This window comes from Ruegeria sp. ABV4_181, from assembly GCF_056158465.1.
Genome location: NZ_JBSWTI010000002.1, coordinates 3,351,934 through 3,369,642, shown reverse-complemented (window position 1 = coordinate 3,369,642; position 17,709 = coordinate 3,351,934). Strand labels below are relative to the sequence as shown.

18 protein-coding genes are annotated in these 17,709 nt (G+C 59.9%); 10 read left to right on the top strand and 8 right to left on the bottom strand.

Annotated features, from left to right (window positions below; all coding sequences use genetic code 11):
* Positions 1 to 59: 59 nt before the first annotated feature.
* The 3 genes from cpaB to ACXAC3_RS16765 form a co-directional block, all read right to left on the bottom strand.
* A complete protein-coding gene (cpaB, locus tag ACXAC3_RS16775) occupies positions 60 to 935 on the bottom strand; it encodes a Flp pilus assembly protein CpaB (RefSeq protein ID WP_475162536.1) in 876 nt (291 codons plus the stop codon).
* A 153-nt stretch (positions 936 to 1,088) separates the two neighbouring features.
* A complete protein-coding gene (locus ACXAC3_RS16770) occupies positions 1,089 to 1,298 on the bottom strand; it encodes a hypothetical protein (protein WP_475162535.1) in 210 nt (69 codons plus the stop codon).
* An 87-nt stretch (positions 1,299 to 1,385) separates the two neighbouring features.
* Positions 1,386 to 1,601: a Flp family type IVb pilin gene (locus tag ACXAC3_RS16765; RefSeq protein ID WP_475162532.1), complete on the bottom strand. Its 216-nt coding sequence runs from the start codon at positions 1,599 to 1,601 to the stop codon at positions 1,386 to 1,388.
* A 354-nt stretch (positions 1,602 to 1,955) separates the two neighbouring features.
* Here ACXAC3_RS16765 and ACXAC3_RS16760 point away from each other — a divergent pair, with 354 nt between their 5' ends.
* Positions 1,956 to 2,822, top strand: a complete 867-nt coding sequence (locus tag ACXAC3_RS16760; protein ID WP_475162531.1) for a lytic transglycosylase domain-containing protein — start codon at positions 1,956 to 1,958, stop codon at positions 2,820 to 2,822.
* A 41-nt stretch (positions 2,823 to 2,863) separates the two neighbouring features.
* Here ACXAC3_RS16760 and ACXAC3_RS16755 read toward each other — a convergent pair whose 3' ends face one another.
* From ACXAC3_RS16755 to tldD, 5 genes are all read right to left on the bottom strand, one after another.
* The gene (locus ACXAC3_RS16755) at positions 2,864 to 3,490 is read right to left on the bottom strand and encodes a CoA transferase subunit B (RefSeq protein ID WP_475162528.1); all 627 of its coding nucleotides are present in this window, start codon (positions 3,488 to 3,490) and stop codon (positions 2,864 to 2,866) included.
* On the bottom strand, positions 3,490 to 4,194 hold the full coding sequence (locus ACXAC3_RS16750) for a CoA transferase subunit A (protein WP_475162526.1): 705 nt from the start codon (positions 4,192 to 4,194) through the stop codon (positions 3,490 to 3,492). The genes ACXAC3_RS16755 and ACXAC3_RS16750 overlap by 1 nt, the downstream gene beginning before the upstream one ends.
* 90 nt (positions 4,195 to 4,284) lie before the next feature.
* Positions 4,285 to 6,909 carry a type I DNA topoisomerase gene (gene topA / locus ACXAC3_RS16745; protein ID WP_475162525.1) on the bottom strand — a complete coding sequence of 875 codons (2,625 nt, stop codon included), beginning with the start codon at positions 6,907 to 6,909 and terminating at the stop codon, positions 4,285 to 4,287.
* A gap of 175 nt (positions 6,910 to 7,084) precedes the next feature.
* The gene (gene dprA, locus ACXAC3_RS16740) at positions 7,085 to 8,221 is read right to left on the bottom strand and encodes a DNA-processing protein DprA (protein ID WP_475162524.1); all 1,137 of its coding nucleotides are present in this window, start codon (positions 8,219 to 8,221) and stop codon (positions 7,085 to 7,087) included.
* Positions 8,222 to 8,459: 238 nt separating this feature from the next.
* The gene (gene tldD / locus ACXAC3_RS16735) at positions 8,460 to 9,881 is read right to left on the bottom strand and encodes a metalloprotease TldD (protein ID WP_475162522.1); all 1,422 of its coding nucleotides are present in this window, start codon (positions 9,879 to 9,881) and stop codon (positions 8,460 to 8,462) included.
* A 176-nt stretch (positions 9,882 to 10,057) separates the two neighbouring features.
* On the opposite strand from tldD, the gene coxB reads away from it, so the two are divergent.
* The 9 genes from coxB (at position 10,058) to ACXAC3_RS16690 (ending at position 17,634) form a co-directional block, all read left to right on the top strand.
* Positions 10,058 to 10,969 (top strand): cytochrome c oxidase subunit II, encoded by a 912-nt coding sequence (gene coxB, locus ACXAC3_RS16730; protein ID WP_475162518.1) that lies wholly within the window; start codon positions 10,058 to 10,060, stop codon positions 10,967 to 10,969.
* Positions 10,970 to 11,044: 75 nt separating this feature from the next.
* Entirely contained in the window at positions 11,045 to 12,001 is a 957-nt protein-coding gene (gene cyoE / locus ACXAC3_RS16725; RefSeq protein WP_475162517.1) for a heme o synthase, read from the top strand.
* The gene (locus ACXAC3_RS16720) at positions 11,998 to 12,159 is read left to right on the top strand and encodes a hypothetical protein (RefSeq protein WP_171131458.1); all 162 of its coding nucleotides are present in this window, start codon (positions 11,998 to 12,000) and stop codon (positions 12,157 to 12,159) included. Before cyoE ends, ACXAC3_RS16720 begins: the two co-directional genes overlap by 4 nt.
* A complete protein-coding gene (locus ACXAC3_RS16715) occupies positions 12,159 to 12,734 on the top strand; it encodes a cytochrome c oxidase assembly protein (RefSeq protein WP_475162515.1) in 576 nt (191 codons plus the stop codon). The genes ACXAC3_RS16720 and ACXAC3_RS16715 overlap by 1 nt, the downstream gene beginning before the upstream one ends.
* A 22-nt stretch (positions 12,735 to 12,756) precedes the next feature.
* A complete protein-coding gene (locus ACXAC3_RS16710) occupies positions 12,757 to 13,572 on the top strand; it encodes a cytochrome c oxidase subunit 3 (protein ID WP_475162514.1) in 816 nt (271 codons plus the stop codon).
* A gap of 156 nt (positions 13,573 to 13,728) precedes the next feature.
* Positions 13,729 to 14,406 (top strand): SURF1 family protein, encoded by a 678-nt coding sequence (locus tag ACXAC3_RS16705; protein ID WP_475162512.1) that lies wholly within the window; start codon positions 13,729 to 13,731, stop codon positions 14,404 to 14,406.
* On the top strand, positions 14,403 to 15,791 hold the full coding sequence (gene thrC / locus ACXAC3_RS16700; protein ID WP_475162510.1) for a threonine synthase: 1,389 nt from the start codon (positions 14,403 to 14,405) through the stop codon (positions 15,789 to 15,791). The genes ACXAC3_RS16705 and thrC overlap by 4 nt, the downstream gene beginning before the upstream one ends.
* Positions 15,788 to 17,050 carry a M16 family metallopeptidase gene (locus tag ACXAC3_RS16695; RefSeq protein ID WP_475162508.1) on the top strand — a complete coding sequence of 421 codons (1,263 nt, stop codon included), beginning with the start codon at positions 15,788 to 15,790 and terminating at the stop codon, positions 17,048 to 17,050. Before thrC ends, ACXAC3_RS16695 begins: the two co-directional genes overlap by 4 nt.
* The gene (locus tag ACXAC3_RS16690; RefSeq protein ID WP_475162505.1) at positions 17,050 to 17,634 is read left to right on the top strand and encodes a GNAT family N-acetyltransferase; all 585 of its coding nucleotides are present in this window, start codon (positions 17,050 to 17,052) and stop codon (positions 17,632 to 17,634) included. Before ACXAC3_RS16695 ends, ACXAC3_RS16690 begins: the two co-directional genes overlap by 1 nt.
* Positions 17,635 to 17,709 lie beyond the last annotated feature (75 nt).

Here is a 17,709-nt window from a genome sequence, read left to right as displayed (position 1 = left end):
CAAAATGAAACAAGCCGCGCAACAGGCGCGGCTTGGGCAGGTAAAGCTCTGATTTAGCGTCAGTTTGTGCAGGGGATTTGCGTTTTCACAATCTCTGCGCCGCGTCGGGTATTAACCGTGCAGACTTTTTCCTCGACTTTCACCGGCGCAGGGGCGGCTTCTTTGATTCCCAACAGCTTTCGCTGGTCCACTTCGACCGCGCTGGCCACCGTGTCGTCCTGCACACCAACCAGCGCCAAAGACAGGCGGCCGGTATTTTGCGCCTGTGCCAAAGCCGCGATCTGCTCGGGCGTCGCAGCTACAGTCACAGTGCGCGCGATTGTTGCGCCGGTCAAATCGGAACCTGCGGTCTGGTCCACCGCGATCAGTTCGATATTGGTTTGGATCAGGCGGGTAATTTCGCCATTGCCACCGTCGATTGCACTGTTCAGCGAGCCGGTCCAATAGACGTCCACGTTGTCGCCCGGGCGTAGAAAGCCCGAAACGCCGGACGCCACGTCCACGCTGATGGCGAAGGCGCGCTTTCCCTTTTCAATGCGTGACGTCAGGCCGGCGGCCTCACCAGGATTGGTGACCTTGACCTGCAGCAGCGCTTCGTCTTTTTCCATGGCGCGCAGGACGAACCGGTCGCCCTTGGCATTTTCCGGGAACACAACAGCCATATCCACGAAGCTGCCTTCCGGCACGGCTTCCTCGGGCCAGTTTACGATTCGGACGTCTTCGTTGGCCAGGCGTTCCCCGTACTTCAGCGAGCGATTGGCCACGACGACGCCCACAGTTGCAACGGTTTTTACATTTGCCAGAGCATCCTGCGTGGCCTGACGTTCCAGCGCAAGCTGGGCCTGGTGCTGTGCGATATAGTCACGCGCCAGATAAACTGCGCCCCCGGCCAATGCCACCCCGACAATCAGGACAAGTCCAAATACTGCACGCATTCGCGTTCCCTCGTACTCAAGTTTTCTGTTCGGTCGTCGTTGGGAATACGACGTCGTTTGGCCCCTATCTAAATGTGAATTGTGTCGAAAAGGGGGACAATCCCATTTTTTTTCCTGCCCGTGTTTTTCCAGCGGGCTGTGGCGTTGCACGCCTTAGTTATAAGTGCCGTAGTCAAATACGACGTCCTGAACTTCCATGTTGGAAAGCGCGTTTCCGGTTTCCGTGTCCACATGTTGAATGGGGCCAGAGAAGTTCAGGAAGACGATGGCGCCAAAGCCGACAAGGCCGGCGGTCAACAGCACCCAGTCAACAGTGACTGCGCCTTCTTCGATCTTGGTGAATTTCTTGAAACTGGACATCATGATGCGAATACAGACTTGTTACCGGGTAAAAAGAAGGGGCCACCACTCCTAGAGTGCGGCCCCCTCGGAAACTTGCGGCGGTTAATATTAGCTGCCGCCTGCCGGCGAAATTGCAGTGGTCGGAGTTGCGACCGAAGTGCCGGACAGCGCGCCCTGAACGGTGTCTGCCAGCTGGTTGGTGCCGTCGCCAACCTGAGTGTATGCAACAGCGGCCAGGCCTACGATGGCTGCGGTCAGAACGACCCAGTCAACAGTTACGGCGCCGTCTTCGTCTTTGCGGAAGTTCTTGATGAACTTGATCATGTTACGTCCCTCCTAAAGGATCAAAAAAGTCAATTAAACCTCGGCGTCTTACAGAGCTTCGTCTCTCAGTCCGCTCCCGACCGTCTCGGTATGGCATTATGTTTGACGGGTAGGCATGGCAGGAATTGGGCCAAACGCCGATTTTTTCCCTCGGAGCTTAACTTTTTGGTAGTTTTTTCGATAACATATTGAAAGAAAAAGAAAAAAACTTTTGCGCCGAAGTTGTCGCTCAGTATTGCCGATGCAAAATTGCGCCAAATGAGGCGAAATTGCCCCAATTCGCTCTGTTTTTCTGGTCTTAGGACGGGATTCGAGGTTGAAATCAACCAAAAGAAGAAAGCATGAGGCAGGCATATGAATCTCCGGGACGCAATAACTTGCGCCTGCGCTGTGGCGCTGATGGCAACGAGCCCGCTGCCGATTGCTGCAAATGAGGTTGAGCCCAGAGGCGTATATAAAAGAGTAAAGGCACCAAAGCCCGGAACCCGTCCCCGTGTGACCGTTCAAATCTCACCGGAAGAACACGCGGCGGCTCCGTTTGCCCCAAGCACCGGTGCGGAAATTGCTGTCCCCGAAATTGTCGCGCGGACAAGGGTCGTGCCGCCGGGGATTCCGGGCGCCGGGGCTAGCAAAAAGCCGACCGGATCATACAAAGCCTTCTGGGAGAAGATCTCGCCGGAACTGGCAAAGGCCGGATCGGGGCGGCTGCATGACGCGATGAATGCCCTGGCCGCGACCAACGTGGCCTCGCCGCGCCTTCAGACGCTACAGAATATCGCCCAGCAGCAAGGGATCGAGATTCTCCGTTCCACAGTCGGCACGAATGTTTCGCCCGCGCTGGTTCTGGCTGTAATCTCGGTTAAGTCGGCCGGGCGCGTGGACGCGGTCAGTTCCGCCGGTGCGCAGGGCCTGATGCAATTGATGCCAGCCACCGCCAAACGATTCGGCGTTCAGGACAGCATGCAACCGGCTCAGAACATCTCGGGCGGGGTGAAGTACCTGAATTGGTTGATGGAAGAATTTGGCAATGACCCCATTCTGGTGCTGGCGGGGTATAATGCAGGCGAAGGCGCGGTGCGCAAACATGGTGGCGTGCCGCCATATGCCGAAACACGAGACTATGTGCCAAAAGTGCTGGCGGCGTTTCAGATTGCCCGCGCTTTGTGTTCCACACCACCTCAGCTTATTTCGGACGGCTGCGTGTTTCAGGCGCTGAACTGAAAAGGCCCACCACATCTGGTGGGCCGCTTCTTTTCAAAGAATCAGTTGACGATGTTGGCTTCGGTGGCTCCGCGGATTTCGTCCTCGGTCACGCCTTCTGCCAGTTCAATGATCTTCAGGCCACCCTCGACGACATCCATCACACCCAGATTGGTGATGATGCGGTTCACCACTTTCTTGCCGGTCAGTGGCAGAGTGCATTTCTTCAGCAGCTTGGACTTTCCGTGTTTGTTGGTGTGATCCATCACCACGATCACACGGCCCACGCCCGCGACCAGATCCATCGCGCCGCCCATGCCTTTGACCAGCACGCCGGGGATCATCCAGTTGGCCAGATCACCCTCTTCATCAACCTCCATCGCGCCCAGAACCGCTGCGGCAATCTTGCCGCCCCGGATCATGGCGAATGAGGTCGCGCTGTCGAAATAGGCCGTGCGGGACAATTCGGTGATCGTCTGCTTGCCGGCGTTGATCAGGTCGGGGTCCTCTTCGCCCTCAAAGGGGAAGGGGCCCATGCCCAACATGCCGTTTTCCGATTGCAGGGTGATGTCCTTGTCACCGACATAGTTCGCCACCAGCGTCGGGATGCCGATGCCGAGGTTCACATACATGCCGTCTTCCAGCTCTTGCGCCGCGCGGGCGGCCATCTGATTGCGGTCCCAGGGCATTATGCGTCCTCCTTCTGGCGGGTGGTGCGCTGTTCGATGCGCTTTTCGTGATCACCCTGAATGATGCGGTGCACATAGATGCCGGGCAGGTGGATGGCGTCCGGGTCCAACGAGCCGCGCGGGACGATTTCCTCGACCTCGGCAATGCAGATCTTGCCACATGTCGCGGCGGGTACGTTGAAATTGCGGGCGGTTTTGCGAAAGATCAGGTTGCCGGTGTCGTCGGCCTTCCACGCCTTGACGATGGAGAGATCGGCGAAGATGCCTTCTTCCATGATGTAGGTTTCGCCATTGAAGTCCTTGTGCTCTTTGCCCTCGGCGATAACTGTGCCCACGCCGGTCTTGGTGTAGAAACCGGGGATACCGGCCCCGCCTGCGCGCATACGCTCGGCCAGTGTGCCCTGCGGGTTGAATTCCAGCTCCAGTTCCCCGGCCAGATACTGGCGCATGAATTCCGCGTTTTCACCGACATATGAGCTGATCATCTTTTTGACCTGCTTGGTCTGTAGCAGGATGCCGATGCCGAAATCGTCGACGCCCGCGTTGTTCGATGCAAAGGTCAGGTCCTGTGCGCCCGACACGCGGATCGCCTCAAGCAAAAGTTCGGGAATGCCGCACAGGCCGAACCCGCCCGCGGCAATCAGCATGCCATCCGTCAGCACCCCGTCGAGCGCTTCGGTGGCATTGGAATAGATTTTCTTCATGGAAACTCCCCCAATGACATGGTGATGGGCAGGTTGTGCCGCCACGTTACGGGGAAGTCAATGAAACCAAGAGGGTGGTGGTATTTCTACCTAGCTCGCGGCGTTCCTGGTTGCTTTCTTGGTCGTGGCTTTTTTCTTGGGCGCCGCTTTCTTGCGGGTTCCCTTTTTGGCTGCCTTTTCGTTGGCCAACTCGACCGCCATCTCCAGCGTCACATCCTCGGGCTTGATGTCCTTGGGCAAGGTCGCGTTGACCTTTTCCCATTTCACATAGGGACCATAGCGCCCGTCCAGCACCTGAATTGCGCCGCCATCCGGGTGTTCGCCCAGTTCCTTCAGCGGCTTTGCCGCCGCCTGACCCCGCCGTCCGGGGTTGGCGCGTTTCTCGGCCAGCAGTTCAACGGCGCGGTTCATACCGATCTCAAACACGTCGTTGGGGTCCTTGAGATTGGCGTAGACCGGCTTGGCCTCATCCGGCAATTGGTGCATCAGGTAAGGCCCGAACCGGCCGAAATTCGCACTGATCATGCCGCCATCGGGGTGGTCACCGATCTGGCGGGGCAGGGACAGCAGGGTCAGCGCCTTGTCCAGATCCATGTCGTCCTTGCTCCAACCACGTGGCAGCGACGCGCGTGGGGGCTTCTTGTTCTCGGGTGTTGGCTCGCCGCGCTGAACGTAAGGCCCAAAACGACCGGATTTCAGCCAGATCTCATCGCCAGCGTCCTCACCCAGAAGGCGTTCATCCCCCTCGGCCCCTTCGCCCGCGATGGGACGGGTATAAGTGCATTCGGGGTAGTTCCCGCAGCCGACAAACCCGCCTGTGCGCGAGGTTTTCAGGTGCAGTTGCCCCAAGCCACATTTGGGGCAGATACGCGGGTCGGAACCATCCTCACGCCGTGGATAAAGCTGGGGGGCCAGCGCCTCGTCCAGTTTCGAGAGAACTTCGGATATCCGCAGCTCGGACGTCTCGCCAATCGCAGCCGAGAAATCGCGCCAGAATTTGCCCAGAAGGTCCTTGTAGTCGCGATCACCGGCGCTGACATCGTCCAGCTGTTCTTCCAGATTGGCCGTGAACTCATAGCCCACATATTGGCGGAAAAAGTTAAGCAGGAAGATGGTGACGATCCGACCCTTCTCCTCGGGGATCAGTCGGTTCTTGTCCTTTCGGACATATTCCCGGTCCTGAATCGTGGTCACGATCGAGGCATAGGTCGACGGACGCCCGATCCCCAGCTCTTCCATCCGTTTGACCAGGGTGGCCTCGGTATAACGCGGAGGCGGCTGGGTGTGGTGTTGCAGGGCCAGAACGGACTCGTTGTCCGACAGGATCGCTGCTTTGTCGTCGCCGGTTGCCTTGCTGTACTGGTCCCGCAGCGAAGATTTGGCGAAGCGGGCCGGATCGCCCTGCGTGATCTGCGGCAGGCGCTTTTCATCCTCGTCAGCGACGTCATCGCGACCTTCTTCGTAAACGCGCATGAAACCGTCGAACATCACCACCTGACCAGTGGCGCGCAGGCCGACCTGTCCATCCTCGCTGCCGATTTCCACCGTGGTACGCTCCAGCCGCGCGGCGGCCATCTGACAGGCGATGGTGCGTTTCCAGATCAGGTCATAGAGCTTGCGCTGATCCTCATCGGTGACCTTGAGCGCCTTGGCATCGCGCGACATATCCGTGGGGCGGATACATTCGTGCGCTTCCTGCGCGTTCTTGGCCTTGTTCTTGTACATGCGCGGGCTGTCCGGCACGTATTCCGCGCCGTATCGGTCAGCAATCACTTCGCGGGTCGAGGCGACGGCCTCGGGTGCCATGTCAATGCCGTCAGTCCGCATATATGTAATGTATCCGGCCTCATAAAGCCGCTGAGCCACCTGCATCGCATGACGCGCACCCATGCCGAACTTGCGGCTGGCCTCCTGCTGCAAGGTCGAGGTCATGAAAGGCGCGCTGGGATTGCGGGCCGCGGGCTTGGCCTCGACCGAGGTAACACTCAGCGCGCGGCTGGTGATGGCCTGTACCGCCAGTTCCGCCTGGGTGGAATTCGCCAGATCGTGTTTGTCCAGCTTCTTGCCGGCCAGGGTGACCAGGCGTGCCTCATAGGTCTGACCACGCGGCGTTTCAAACAGGGCGCGGACCGACCAGTATTCCACCGGCTTGAACGCCTCGATCTCCATCTCGCGCTCGACGATCAGGCGCAGGCAGACGGATTGCACCCGGCCTGCGGATTTCGCGCCGGGCAGCTTGCGCCACAGCACCGGCGACAGGTTAAAGCCGACCAGATAATCCAGCGCGCGGCGCGCCAGATAGGCCTCGACCAAAGGCATGTCGACTTCGCGCGGGTTCTGCATCGCCTCGGTCACCGCATCTTTGGTGATGGCGTTGAACGTCACACGGCTGACAGGCGTGTCTTTCTTGATCGAGCGGCGCTTGGTCAGCGCCTCCTGCAGGTGCCAGCTGATCGCCTCACCCTCGCGGTCGGGGTCGGTGGCGAGGATCAGGGCGTTGTCTTCTTTCAGCGCGTCGGCGATGGCTTTGACATGCTTGCGGCTGTCATTGCCGACCTCCCATTTCATCGAAAATTCATGCTCGGGATCAACCGATCCGTCCTTGGGGGGCAGGTCGCGCACATGGCCGTAGGACGCCAGAACCGTGTAGTCAGGGCCAAGATATTTGTTGATCGTTTTGGCTTTGGCCGGGGATTCTACAACAACTACAGGCATTTAGGGGGAAACCTCGCTCGACGGAATGGGCGCCTTCTATGATCGTGCAAAATGTGGAGGGCAAGAGCGAATTGTCAATGCGTTCCTTTGAACAGGGGAATTTCGCGGTGATTTCAGGCCGATACGGTCTTTGGCGCCACCCCCGGTCCGCGCCGCGAATTTGTATCGCCTTCGGTCAGGAAGTCAGCGACAGCAACCCGCCGGGCTGACGCTGGATGCGTCCGTCAAGCTCCAGATCGACTAGGGCCGGGCCGATCTCTCCGGCCGATGCCGCGATGTCGCGGATCAACTGGTCTTCTGCAATCGGGGACGGTCCCAGCCGGGCCAGAATTTCGCCGTGCAGCGCCGGGCCGCTCGGGCCGGATTTTGGTCGCGCTTCAGCGAGCGGTGGTGTGGTGTCCTGGAACAGCTGCGTCTGTTGCGCAGGCAGCGCTTCGATCACGTCGTCGGCGGACCGCACCAGGGTCGCGCCATCGCGGATCAGCAAGTTGCACCCGGCGGCGCGGGCGTCGAAGGGATGGCCGGGCACGGCCAGAACCTCGCGCCCCTGATCCAGCGCGTCCCGCGCGGTGATCAGGCTGCCCGATTTGGCTGCGGCCTCGACCACAACAACGGCTTGCGCGAGGCCCGAGATGATCCGGTTGCGCCGCGGAAAATGCCGCGCCTGCGGTGTCACGCCCATCGGTTGCTCGGACAGCCGCAGTCCCGATTGTGCGATCTTTCCGGCCAGATCCGTGTTCTCGGCTGGGTAAATCACGTCAACACCGCCCGCCATGACTGCCACGGTGCCCGTGTCCAGCGCGGCCATATGCGCAGAAGTGTCAATTCCTCGCGCCAAACCAGACACGACGACATATCCCTGCTTTCCCAGATCGGTGGTCAGCCCGCGCGCCATTCGCGCACCCAGCGAGGAACAGTTGCGCGCCCCGACCATTGCTATGCAGGGTTTGCGCAGCAATGACACATCACCAATCGCCCATAGCATCGGCGGGGCGTCCGACAGATCGTTCAAAGTATCAGGAAAATCGGCGGACCCAAGGCACAAAAGCTGCGCATTGGCGGCTTTTGCGGCCCTGAGTTCCGCCTCAATCACGCCGGGCGGGCAAATTTCATACCCTTCAATTCCGGCAGCGCGCGCCACTTCGGGCAGCGCGGCCAGCGCGTTCTGCGCCGAGCCATGTTCCCGCAGCAGCCGACGAAAGGTCGCCGGACCAACTTTGCGCGAGCGCAACAGACGAAGCCAGGAAAACCGATCCTCTTCCGCGGTGGGTGGGAGTGTGGGGTGATAGGAAGAATGCTGCTCTTCGGTCATCCGTTGCTCCGCCTGATTGCAGAACTGGTTTACGGCTGCCGGGGTTAACAGCTTGTGAATCGCGGAAAATTATATGCGATTTATTTGGAATGCGCACTGAGGTGGAGGGTTATGTATTTGAAAAAGAATAGGAAAATCGACGCGCATTTATTCGGCGTACCGTGTTTAGTGCGCCATAAAAAGACGGCTGAAGGGCACTGTGTTAACCATGTGCCCCCAAAATCCTGCCCTATCCGACTCAGGCCGCCGAGCCACCGACGGTCAGCCCATCCATCAGAACCGTTGGCTGTCCGACGCCCACCGGCACCCACTGGCCGTCCTTGCCGCAAGTGCCCATGCCCGGGTCCAGCGCCATGTCGTTGCCCAACCCGCGAATGCGTTTTAGTGCCGACGGACCATCACCGATCAGCGTCGCGCCTTTGACAGGCGCGCCGATCTTACCATTTTCGACGCGGTAGGCCTCGGTACAGGAAAACACGAATTTACCGTTGGTGATGTCGACTTGACCGCCGCCGAAACCGACTGCCCATATTCCATCTTTGATCTCAGCCACTAGTTCAGCCGGATCAGAATCTCCGCCCAGCATCACTGTATTGGTCATGCGTGGCATCGGCTTATGCGCATAGCTCTGCCTTCGCCCGTTGCCGGTGGGTGAAACACCCATCAACCGCGCGTTCTGTCGGTCCTGCATATAGCCGGTCAGAATACCGTCTTCGATCAGAACCGTCCGGGAACTGGGCGTGCCTTCGTCATCCACAGTGATCGATCCGCGCCGGTCGGCGATGGTGCCGTCATCCACGACGGTGACACCTTTGGAAGCGATCCGCTGGCCCATCAAACCGGCAAAGGCCGAACTGCCCTTGCGATTGAAATCCCCCTCCAACCCGTGGCCGATGGCCTCGTGCAGCAGGATACCCGGCCAGCCGGGGCCCAGGGCAACTTCCATCACGCCGGCCGGGGCAGGGACGGCGTCCAGATTGACCAATGCGATCCGCAGCGCTTCGCGCGCTTTGTCCTGCCAGTCGGCCGGATCGATCAGACCGTCCAGCCCGACGCGACCACCGCCACCGGACGAGCCGCTTTCGCGGCGTCCGTTCTGTTCCACGATGACCGAGATGTTCAGACGGGTCATCGGACGCACGTCGCGCACCTGGACACCGTCGGGGCGCAGGATTTCGACCTCTTGCACCGACGCCGCGATCGAGGCGCTGACCTGCACCACGCGCGGGTCCAGATCACGGGCAAAGGCGTCCATCTCACGCAGGGTTTCGATCTTGACGGGAAAGCTGGCGGATTCGATCGGATCTTCGTCTGTGTAAAGGCGTTTATTCGTTGCGCGGGGTGGTTGCGCCAGTGTGCCGCCACCATCACCAACGGCCAGACGCGCCGTTTCGGCTGCCCGCTTCAGCGCGGGAATCGAAACATTGGTGGAATGCGCGTACCCGGCCACTTCACCCTGAACCGCACGCAGGCCGAACCCTTCGGACGCATCGTAGGACGCGGTGCGCAGACGGCCGTCGTCAAAGACCAGTGACTCGGATTTCCGGCGCTCGACAAACAGCTCACCGTCTTCGGCCCCGGCGGTGGCGGATTGCAGAACCGCAAGTGCTTCGTCCTGCGGAAGGGCGCTTTCGAAGGGGCGAAACGGGTCATTCGGCATCGGATGGGACCTTTCGGGTTTGATCCAGATCAAAAATAGCGTCTGTTTGACGCAAGCATTTTGCTTTATCTACCCGCAGGAATATGGTTTTTAACGCGGCCAAAGACAACGGGTGAGGTGTGACCGATTCACGCCTTTTCGCCAGGGACGCAAAGATCAAACGATCAGGACAGAACATGAAGAATGCTTTGATGCTTTCGGGGCTTATGACAGCCCTCTCCAGCCTTCCCGCCATGGCTCAGGAGCTTGAAATTATTGGCAAGCCGGTTGCCGGCGGTTTGGGTTTCCAGCCTTCCGCCACCAGCCTTGCCGACGGGATTCACCGGCTGGACGGTATGATTCTGGTGATCATCACCGCGATCTGCCTGTTCGTGGCGGGCCTGCTGATCTATTGCATCGTGCGTTACAACAAACGCGTTAATCCGACACCGGCGCGATTCTCGCATTACACTCCGGTTGAAATCGCATGGACGCTGGGTCCCATCCTGATTCTGGTTTTCATCGGGGCTTTCTCGCTGCCCGTTCTGTTCAAACAGCAGGAAATTCCCGAAGGCGACGTGGTCATCAAAGTGGTCGGCAACCAGTGGTACTGGACCTATGAATATGTGGACCACGATTTTGCGTTCGACAGCTATCTGCTGGGCCATCCCGCCACGCTGGACGAAGGTGCCCGCCCTGCAGATGCGGACGTAACCCCGTTCGTTCTGGACGACGCAATGCGCGCCAAGCTGGCCGATGCCGGTTATAGCGACGATGAATGGCTGCTGGCCACCGATACCGCCGTTGTTGTGCCGGTCGGGAAGGTCATTGTCATGCAGGTCACCGCCTCTGACGTGATCCATTCCTGGACCATCCCGTCCTTTGGGGTGAAGCAGGACGGCGTACCGGGTCGTCTGGCCGAGCTGTGGTTCGAAGCTGACAAGGAAGGCATCTATTTCGGTCAGTGCTCGGAACTGTGCGGCAAGGACCACGCCTATATGCCGATCACCGTCAAAGTGGTCAGCGAAGAGGCGTATGAAGAATGGCTGCAAGGGGCTCTGGAAGAGTATGCCGGTCAGCCCGCGACCTATCAGGTTGCCGCGAACTAATCCGGGCTTCGGCCTGTCAGAAAACGATGCAGGCTGCGCGGGATTCGCGCAGCTTTCGCCCCAGAAGGACCCGACATGAGCGACGCAAGCATCAATGCCAGCACCGTTTCCGCGCAGACCCGCGCGGACGAGGCCAGCTTTGGCGATTATTTCGCCCTGCTGAAGCCGCGGGTGATGTCGCTGGTCGTTTTCACCGCTCTGGTCGGTCTGCTGGCGGCACCGGTATCTGTGCACCCCTTTGTCGGCTTCTGCGCCATCCTGTTCATCGCCATCGGTGGCGGTGCGTCGGGCGCGCTGAACATGTGGTGGGACGCGGATATCGACAAGGTGATGAAACGCACCAAGGGCCGTCCGATCCCGTCCGGCAAGGTTGAAGAGGGCGAAGCCCTTGCGATTGGTCTGACGCTGTCGGGCTTGTCGGTGATCATGCTGGGCCTTGCGACCAACTGGTTCGCCGGAGCCTTCTTGGCCTTCACGATCTTTTTCTATGTCGTCGTCTACACGATGTGGCTGAAACGTTCGACGCCGCAAAACATCGTGATCGGCGGCGCGGCAGGGGCGTTTCCGCCGGTCATCGGCTGGGTCGCCGCCACGGGGACGATGTCAATCGAGCCGTGGCTGATGTTTGCCCTGACCTTCATGTGGACGCCGCCGCATTTCTGGGCGCTGGCGCTGTTCATGCGCTCGGATTACGACGATGCGGGCGTTCCGATGCTGACCGTCACCCATGGTCGCCGCGCGACGCGCTGGCACATTCTGGTCTATACCGGCCTGCTGGCCCTGCTGGCCATTGGCACCGCGTTTTCGGGTATCGGCGGGCCAGTCTACCTGACCGTTGCTGTGGTGATGAACGCCCTGTTCCTGCGGGGCGCCTGGCGGATTTCGCGCCGGACCGAAGAGGATTCGGAGGCGGATAACTTCAAGGTCGAGCGCTCTTTCTTCAAATTGTCGTTGCTCTATCTTTTCCTGCACTTCGGCGCGATTCTGGTTGAAGCGCTGTTGAAGCCCTACGGATTGGGAGGCTGGTCATGAGCCTGCGAAAAAGCCACGAACTGCATCAGCGCCGGTTCAGCCGCAATCTGGGTGTCGGCCTGACGCTGGCGGCCTTCATCGTGATCATCTTCGGCCTGACGGTTGTGAAGGTTTCGGGCACGGATTTCGGGATGGCGACGCAAGAGGTGCAGAACTGATGGCGCTGTCGGGGCCTCAGAAGACCGTTGTGCAAACGGTGGGCGTGGTTGTCCTGATGGGCAGCCTCGCCTGGGCGGCCGTGCCGTTTTACGACTGGTTTTGCCGGGTCACCGGATTTGGCGGCACCACGGGCGTGGCCGCACAGGCACCCGAAGATGTTCTTGAGCGCACCGTGACCGTCCGCTTTGACGCGTCCAAAGCCAAGGATATGGCGTGGGAATTCAAGCCGGTCGAACGCGAGATGGAAGTGCGCATCGGTGAAACCGGTCTGGCCTTTTACGAGGCATACAACCCCACCGACCGCCCCATTGCAGGGCAGGCGTCCTACAACGTCGCACCCTATTCGGCCGGTGGGTATTTCCAGAAAATCGCCTGTTTCTGCTTTGAAGAACAGGTGCTGGAGCCCGGTGAGCGGGTTCAGATGCCGGTAACTTTCTTCGTCGACCCGGAAATGGTCGAAGATCTGGAAGCCAGGTATGTGCATACGATCACTCTGTCGTATACATTCTACGAAATTGACCTGCCCGAGGGGTATGCCGCCCTTGAGACGCAGGCTGATACAAACACGAACTAACGCCTTTAGGTGAGGGACTCTGATGGCACACGCTAAAAACCACGACTACCACATTCTGAACCCCTCGATCTGGCCGCTGATCGGCGCGATCGGCGGCTTCGTGATGCTGTTCGGAGCCGTCCTTTGGATGCACGGCATCACGCCGTACATGTTCTGGGCCGGTCTGGTGGCCGTTCTGTACACCATGTTCGCCTGGTGGTCCGAAGTTGTGGCCGAAAGCCGCGCCGGCGATCATACGCCGGTTGTGCGCATCGGTCTGCGCTATGGTTTCATCCTGTTCGTGATGTCCGAAGTGATGTTCTTCTTTGCCTGGTTCTGGTCGTTCTTCAAACATCGCATGTACCCGATGTACGACTATGCCGGCACCGAATACATTCAGCCCGATATTCATGCGGTTGATCCGTTCCACCTGCCGCTGATCAACACACTGGTCCTGCTGCTGTCGGGCTGCGCGATCACCTGGGCGCACCACGCGCTGGTGCATGGCAATGACCGCAAAGCGCTGGTGCAGGGTCTGGCCATCGGTATCGCGCTGGGCATCGCATTTACCGCCCTGCAGGGCTTTGAATACTATGAGCTGCTGGCCCATGAAGGCTGGGTATTCGGCGGCGACCAGTTCTATTCGAACTTCTTCATGGCGACCGGTTTCCACGGCGCGCATGTGATCATCGGGACGATCTTCCTGTCGGTCTGCCTGATCCGGGCGCTACGCGGGGATTTCACTCCGGAAAAACACGTCGGTTTTGAGGCTGCCGCCTGGTACTGGCACTTCGTCGACGTTGTCTGGCTGTTCCTGTTCTTCGCAGTTTACATCTGGGGTCAGTCCCCGCTGATGTAATGCCCGTCAGATGATCCAATTGCAAAAGCCGCCCTTTTGGGCGGCTTTTTCACTATCCGGGGCGCAAGATTGCGCCCGATACAATTGCGTGGTTGCAATTTCAGGCACCCGCCCCTTAACAAGACGCCGGTTCCTGCAACGAGGGTTTTCACCACCATGCGCCGCATTCTCTTCCTGCTGATTTTCGGCCTCGCTGGTCTGGGCGTGCTGGTGTCGCTGGGCGTCTGGCAGATGCAGCGGCTGGCATGGAAAGAGGGTATTCTGGCGGATATCGACGCCCGTATCCAGGCCGACCCGATTGACCTGCCCAAGAGCCTCTCGGTCGAGGCCGACAAATACCTGCCGGTCACTGTGTCGGGCGAGATGGAGCCGGGTGAGATCCACGTTCTGGTCTCGATCAAGCAAGTTGGGGCAGGGTATCGTATTATTCAGTCGTTCAGCACCGATGACCGGACCCTTCTGGTGGACCGGGGCTTTGTGCCGACAACCGCGAAACTGGACGTGCGGCAGACCGGGCCGATGGAGGTGACCGGCAATCTGCACTGGCCGGATGAGATCGACGGCTTTACGCCCGAGCCGGATATCGACGCCAACATCTGGTTCGCCCGCGACGTGCCCAACCTGGCTGCGGCGCTGGGGACGGAACCGGTTCTGCTAATCGCCCGCTCGCAAACCGATCCGGGCGTGACACCTTTGCCCGTGGATACGGCGGGTATCCCCAACGATCACCTGCAATACGCAGTCACATGGTTTGGTCTGGCTCTGGTCTGGGCCGCGATGACCGGTTATTTCCTGTGGCGCAACCGCGCCCCTTCTGAGAGTGATGAGCAATGAAATACATCTCGACCCGTGGCCAAGCGCCCGAACTGACCTTTGAAGAGGCGATGCTGACCGGTCTGGCCCGGGACGGCGGCCTGTACCTGCCTGCCGAGATCCCGGTGATGTCGCAGAAAGAGATCGCGGCTCTGGCTGGTCTGCCCTATGAAGAAATCGCCTTTCGGGTAATGTGGCCGTATGTCAGTGGCTCCTTTGCCGAAGACGAGTTCAAGGCGATCATTGCGCGCGCTTACGAAGGGTTCGGCCACGATGCCCGCGCGCCATTGAAGCAGTTGAACGAAAACCACTTCCTGCTGGAGCTGTTCCACGGGCCGACGCTGGCCTTCAAGGACTTTGCCATGCAGCTGATCGGCCAGTTGTTTCAGGTGGCGCTGAAACGGCGTGGGGATCGCGTGACCATCGTGGGCGCGACCAGCGGCGACACCGGATCGGCAGCCATTGAGGCGTTCCGGGGGCTGGACGCGGTCGACGTGTTCATCCTGTTCCCGCATGGACGTGTGTCCGAAGTACAGCGTCGTCAGATGACGACACCCGCCGACAGCAACGTGCACGCGTTGGCCGTCGATGGCGACTTTGACGATTGTCAGGCCGCACTGAAGGACATGTTCAACGATTTCGACTTCCGTGATGGCGTGAAACTGGCCGGTGTGAACTCGATCAACTTCGCCCGCGTTCTGGCGCAGATCGTTTATTATTTCTCCGCCGCCGTAAGCCTCGGGGCTCCGCACCGTAAAGTCAGCTTTACTGTTCCGACCGGCAATTTCGGAGATATCTTTGCAGGTTACCTCGCCAAGCGCATGGGACTGCCCATCGACCGGCTGGTGGTCGCGACCAACCAGAACGACATCCTGCACCGCTGTCTGTCCGGCGAGGGGTATTTCAAGGGTGACACCATCCCCTCGATCAGCCCGTCGATGGATATTCAGGTCAGCTCGAACTTTGAACGGGCGTTGTATTATGCCTATGGCGAGGATGGCGGCGCCGTGGCGCAGTTGATGGATGAACTGAAAACCGGCGGCTTCAACGTCAGCCAGGGTGCGATGGAAGCGCTGCACGAGAACTTTGATTCAGGGAGGGTCTCAGAAGAGGAAACGCTTGCCACGATCAAATCCACGCTGGCCCACAGCGCGGAACTGGTCTGCCCGCACACCGCCGTCGGCATCAAGGTCGCCGAAGAACACCGTGCCGCCGATGTGCCGATGATCACACTGGCCACCGCGCATCCGGCGAAGTTCCCGGCAGCGGTCGAGCAGGCGAGCGACGTGCATCCGCCTCTTCCATCCCGCATGTCTGATCTGTATGAACGTCCGGAACGGGTGACCCGCATCGCCAACGATCTGGGCGCCCTCGAGGATCATATCAGAAGGCATATCGCTGAGTGACTGTCAGACAGGACCAACTGAAGAACGGCTTTCGTATCGTCAGTGAACATATGCCGGGGCTGCAATCAGCGGCCATCGGCATCTGGGTAACCGCCGGCGGGCGGCATGAACGGATCGAGCAGAACGGCATCGCCCATTTCCTTGAGCATATGGCTTTCAAGGGAACCGAGCGGCGTTCAGCGTTGCAAATCGCCGAGGCCATTGAGGATGTGGGCGGCTATATCAACGCTTATACCTCGCGCGAGGTGACGGCCTATTACGCGCGTGTGCTGAAAGACGATGTGGCGCTGGCGATGGATGTGATCGGCGACATCGTTCTGAACCCGGTTTTTGATCCGCGCGAGATCGAGGTTGAACGCGGCGTCATCCTGCAGGAGATCGGTCAGGCCTATGACACGCCCGACGACGTAATCTTTGACTGGCTGCAGGAGCAGAGCTATCACGATCAGCCTCTGGGCCGCACCATATTGGGCCCGACCGAGCGGGTCAGTGCGTTTTCGCGTGAGGATTTGTCAGGCTTTGTGGCTGAACACTACGGCCCCGAGCAGATGATCCTGTCTGCCGCTGGGGCTGTGGATCATGATGCGCTGATGAAAATGGCCGAAGAGATGTTTGGCCACTTGCAACCGCGCAAAGGTCTGATTGCCGATCCCGCCCGCTTTACCGGCGGTGAGGCCCGGCAGATCAAGGAACTGGAGCAGGCACACTTCGCGCTGGCGCTGGAAAGTCCCGGTTATCGCGACGATGCGATCTACACTGCACAGATCTATTCGACCGCTCTGGGCGGCGGCATGTCATCACGCCTGTTTCAGGAAGTGCGCGAAACGCGCGGGCTCTGCTATACGATATTTGCCCAGACCGGTGCCTATGCGGATACCGGTACGACCACGATCTATGCCGGAACCTCGGCCGATCAGGTCGGCGAGTTGGCGACGATCACCGTGGATGAGATGAAGCGTGCCGCCGAAGACATGAGCCCCGAAGAGGTCGCCCGCGCCCGCGCCCAGATGAAGGCCGGAATGCTGATGGGGCTGGAAAGCCCGTCGAACCGGGCCGAACGTCTTGCGCGGCTGGTGCAGATCTGGGGCAAGGTGCCCTCGCTTGAAGATACGGTCGCCCGGATCGATGCGGTCAGCACGGCGGATGTCCGCGCCTTCGCCGAGAAGATGGCGGTGCAGGCCCCGGCAGCGCTGGCCTTGTATGGTCCGGTCTCGGACGCGCCCACGCTGGCCGAAATGCAGGAGAGGCGCGCGGCGTGATGCTGTTGGGCAGACGCAAGCTGAAACTCGAAACCGAGCGGCTGAGCCTGCGCCCGCCCGTCCATTCCGATTTCAACGACTGGGCGGCGCTGCGGCGGGCCTCGCGGGAATACCTGACCCCGTGGGAGCCGGTCTGGGCCAAGGATCACCTCAGCCGGAAATCCTTTACCAATCGGGTTTACTGGGCGCAGCGGTCCGTGGCCGGTGGGACCGCTATTCCGCTGTTTCTGTTTCGCCGCTCGGATGACGTGCTGGTCGGCGCGATCACGCTGGACAATGTCCGTCGTGGCCCGGCACAGGCCGGAACACTGGGATATTGGACCGGGCAGGCCTTTGCGCGAAACGGATACATGCGCGAAGCTATCGGCGCCGTTGTCCATCACGCCTTTACCCGCCTGGACCTGAGCCGGATAGAGGCCGCGTGCCTGCCGGAAAACACCGCCTCGCGCGGATTGCTGGAAAGCTCTGGCTTCAAATACGAAGGCGTGGCGCAATCGTATCTGCAGATCAACGGGCGCTGGCGGACGCATGTGCTGTATGCCAGCCTTCGGTCGGACCGGCGCGGAAAGACGGACGCCGGGTAGGCAGCAGGCTCGACCGACGTCTTTGGTCTTCTGAACCTGTGGCTGTCATTGCGAAGTCGTTTGCCGGTTGAACAA

What these genes read in the sequence shown, in the direction of transcription:
- cpaB (WP_475162536.1), bottom strand. Translation starts at nt 935, where the DNA reads ATGCGTGCAGTATTTGGACTTGTCCTGATTGTCGGGGTGGCATTGGCC.
- ACXAC3_RS16715 (WP_475162515.1), top strand. Translation starts at nt 12,159, where the DNA reads ATGGCGCTGTCGGGGCCTCAGAAGACCGTTGTGCAAACGGTGGGCGTG.
- ACXAC3_RS16690 (WP_475162505.1), top strand. Translation starts at nt 17,050, where the DNA reads ATGCTGTTGGGCAGACGCAAGCTGAAACTCGAAACCGAGCGGCTGAGC.
- ACXAC3_RS16760 (WP_475162531.1), top strand. Translation starts at nt 1,956, where the DNA reads ATGAATCTCCGGGACGCAATAACTTGCGCCTGCGCTGTGGCGCTGATG.
- ACXAC3_RS16770 (WP_475162535.1), bottom strand. Translation starts at nt 1,298, where the DNA reads ATGATGTCCAGTTTCAAGAAATTCACCAAGATCGAAGAAGGCGCAGTC.
- ACXAC3_RS16710 (WP_475162514.1), top strand. Translation starts at nt 12,757, where the DNA reads ATGGCACACGCTAAAAACCACGACTACCACATTCTGAACCCCTCGATC.
- ACXAC3_RS16705 (WP_475162512.1), top strand. Translation starts at nt 13,729, where the DNA reads ATGCGCCGCATTCTCTTCCTGCTGATTTTCGGCCTCGCTGGTCTGGGC.
- cyoE (WP_475162517.1), top strand. Translation starts at nt 11,045, where the DNA reads ATGAGCGACGCAAGCATCAATGCCAGCACCGTTTCCGCGCAGACCCGC.
- topA (WP_475162525.1), bottom strand. Translation starts at nt 6,909, where the DNA reads ATGCCTGTAGTTGTTGTAGAATCCCCGGCCAAAGCCAAAACGATCAAC.
- dprA (WP_475162524.1), bottom strand. Translation starts at nt 8,221, where the DNA reads ATGACCGAAGAGCAGCATTCTTCCTATCACCCCACACTCCCACCCACC.
- ACXAC3_RS16720 (WP_171131458.1), top strand. Translation starts at nt 11,998, where the DNA reads ATGAGCCTGCGAAAAAGCCACGAACTGCATCAGCGCCGGTTCAGCCGC.
- ACXAC3_RS16755 (WP_475162528.1), bottom strand. Translation starts at nt 3,490, where the DNA reads ATGCCCTGGGACCGCAATCAGATGGCCGCCCGCGCGGCGCAAGAGCTG.
- ACXAC3_RS16765 (WP_475162532.1), bottom strand. Translation starts at nt 1,601, where the DNA reads ATGATCAAGTTCATCAAGAACTTCCGCAAAGACGAAGACGGCGCCGTA.
- tldD (WP_475162522.1), bottom strand. Translation starts at nt 9,881, where the DNA reads ATGCCGAATGACCCGTTTCGCCCCTTCGAAAGCGCCCTTCCGCAGGAC.
- thrC (WP_475162510.1), top strand. Translation starts at nt 14,403, where the DNA reads ATGAAATACATCTCGACCCGTGGCCAAGCGCCCGAACTGACCTTTGAA.
- ACXAC3_RS16750 (WP_475162526.1), bottom strand. Translation starts at nt 4,194, where the DNA reads ATGAAGAAAATCTATTCCAATGCCACCGAAGCGCTCGACGGGGTGCTG.
- coxB (WP_475162518.1), top strand. Translation starts at nt 10,058, where the DNA reads ATGAAGAATGCTTTGATGCTTTCGGGGCTTATGACAGCCCTCTCCAGC.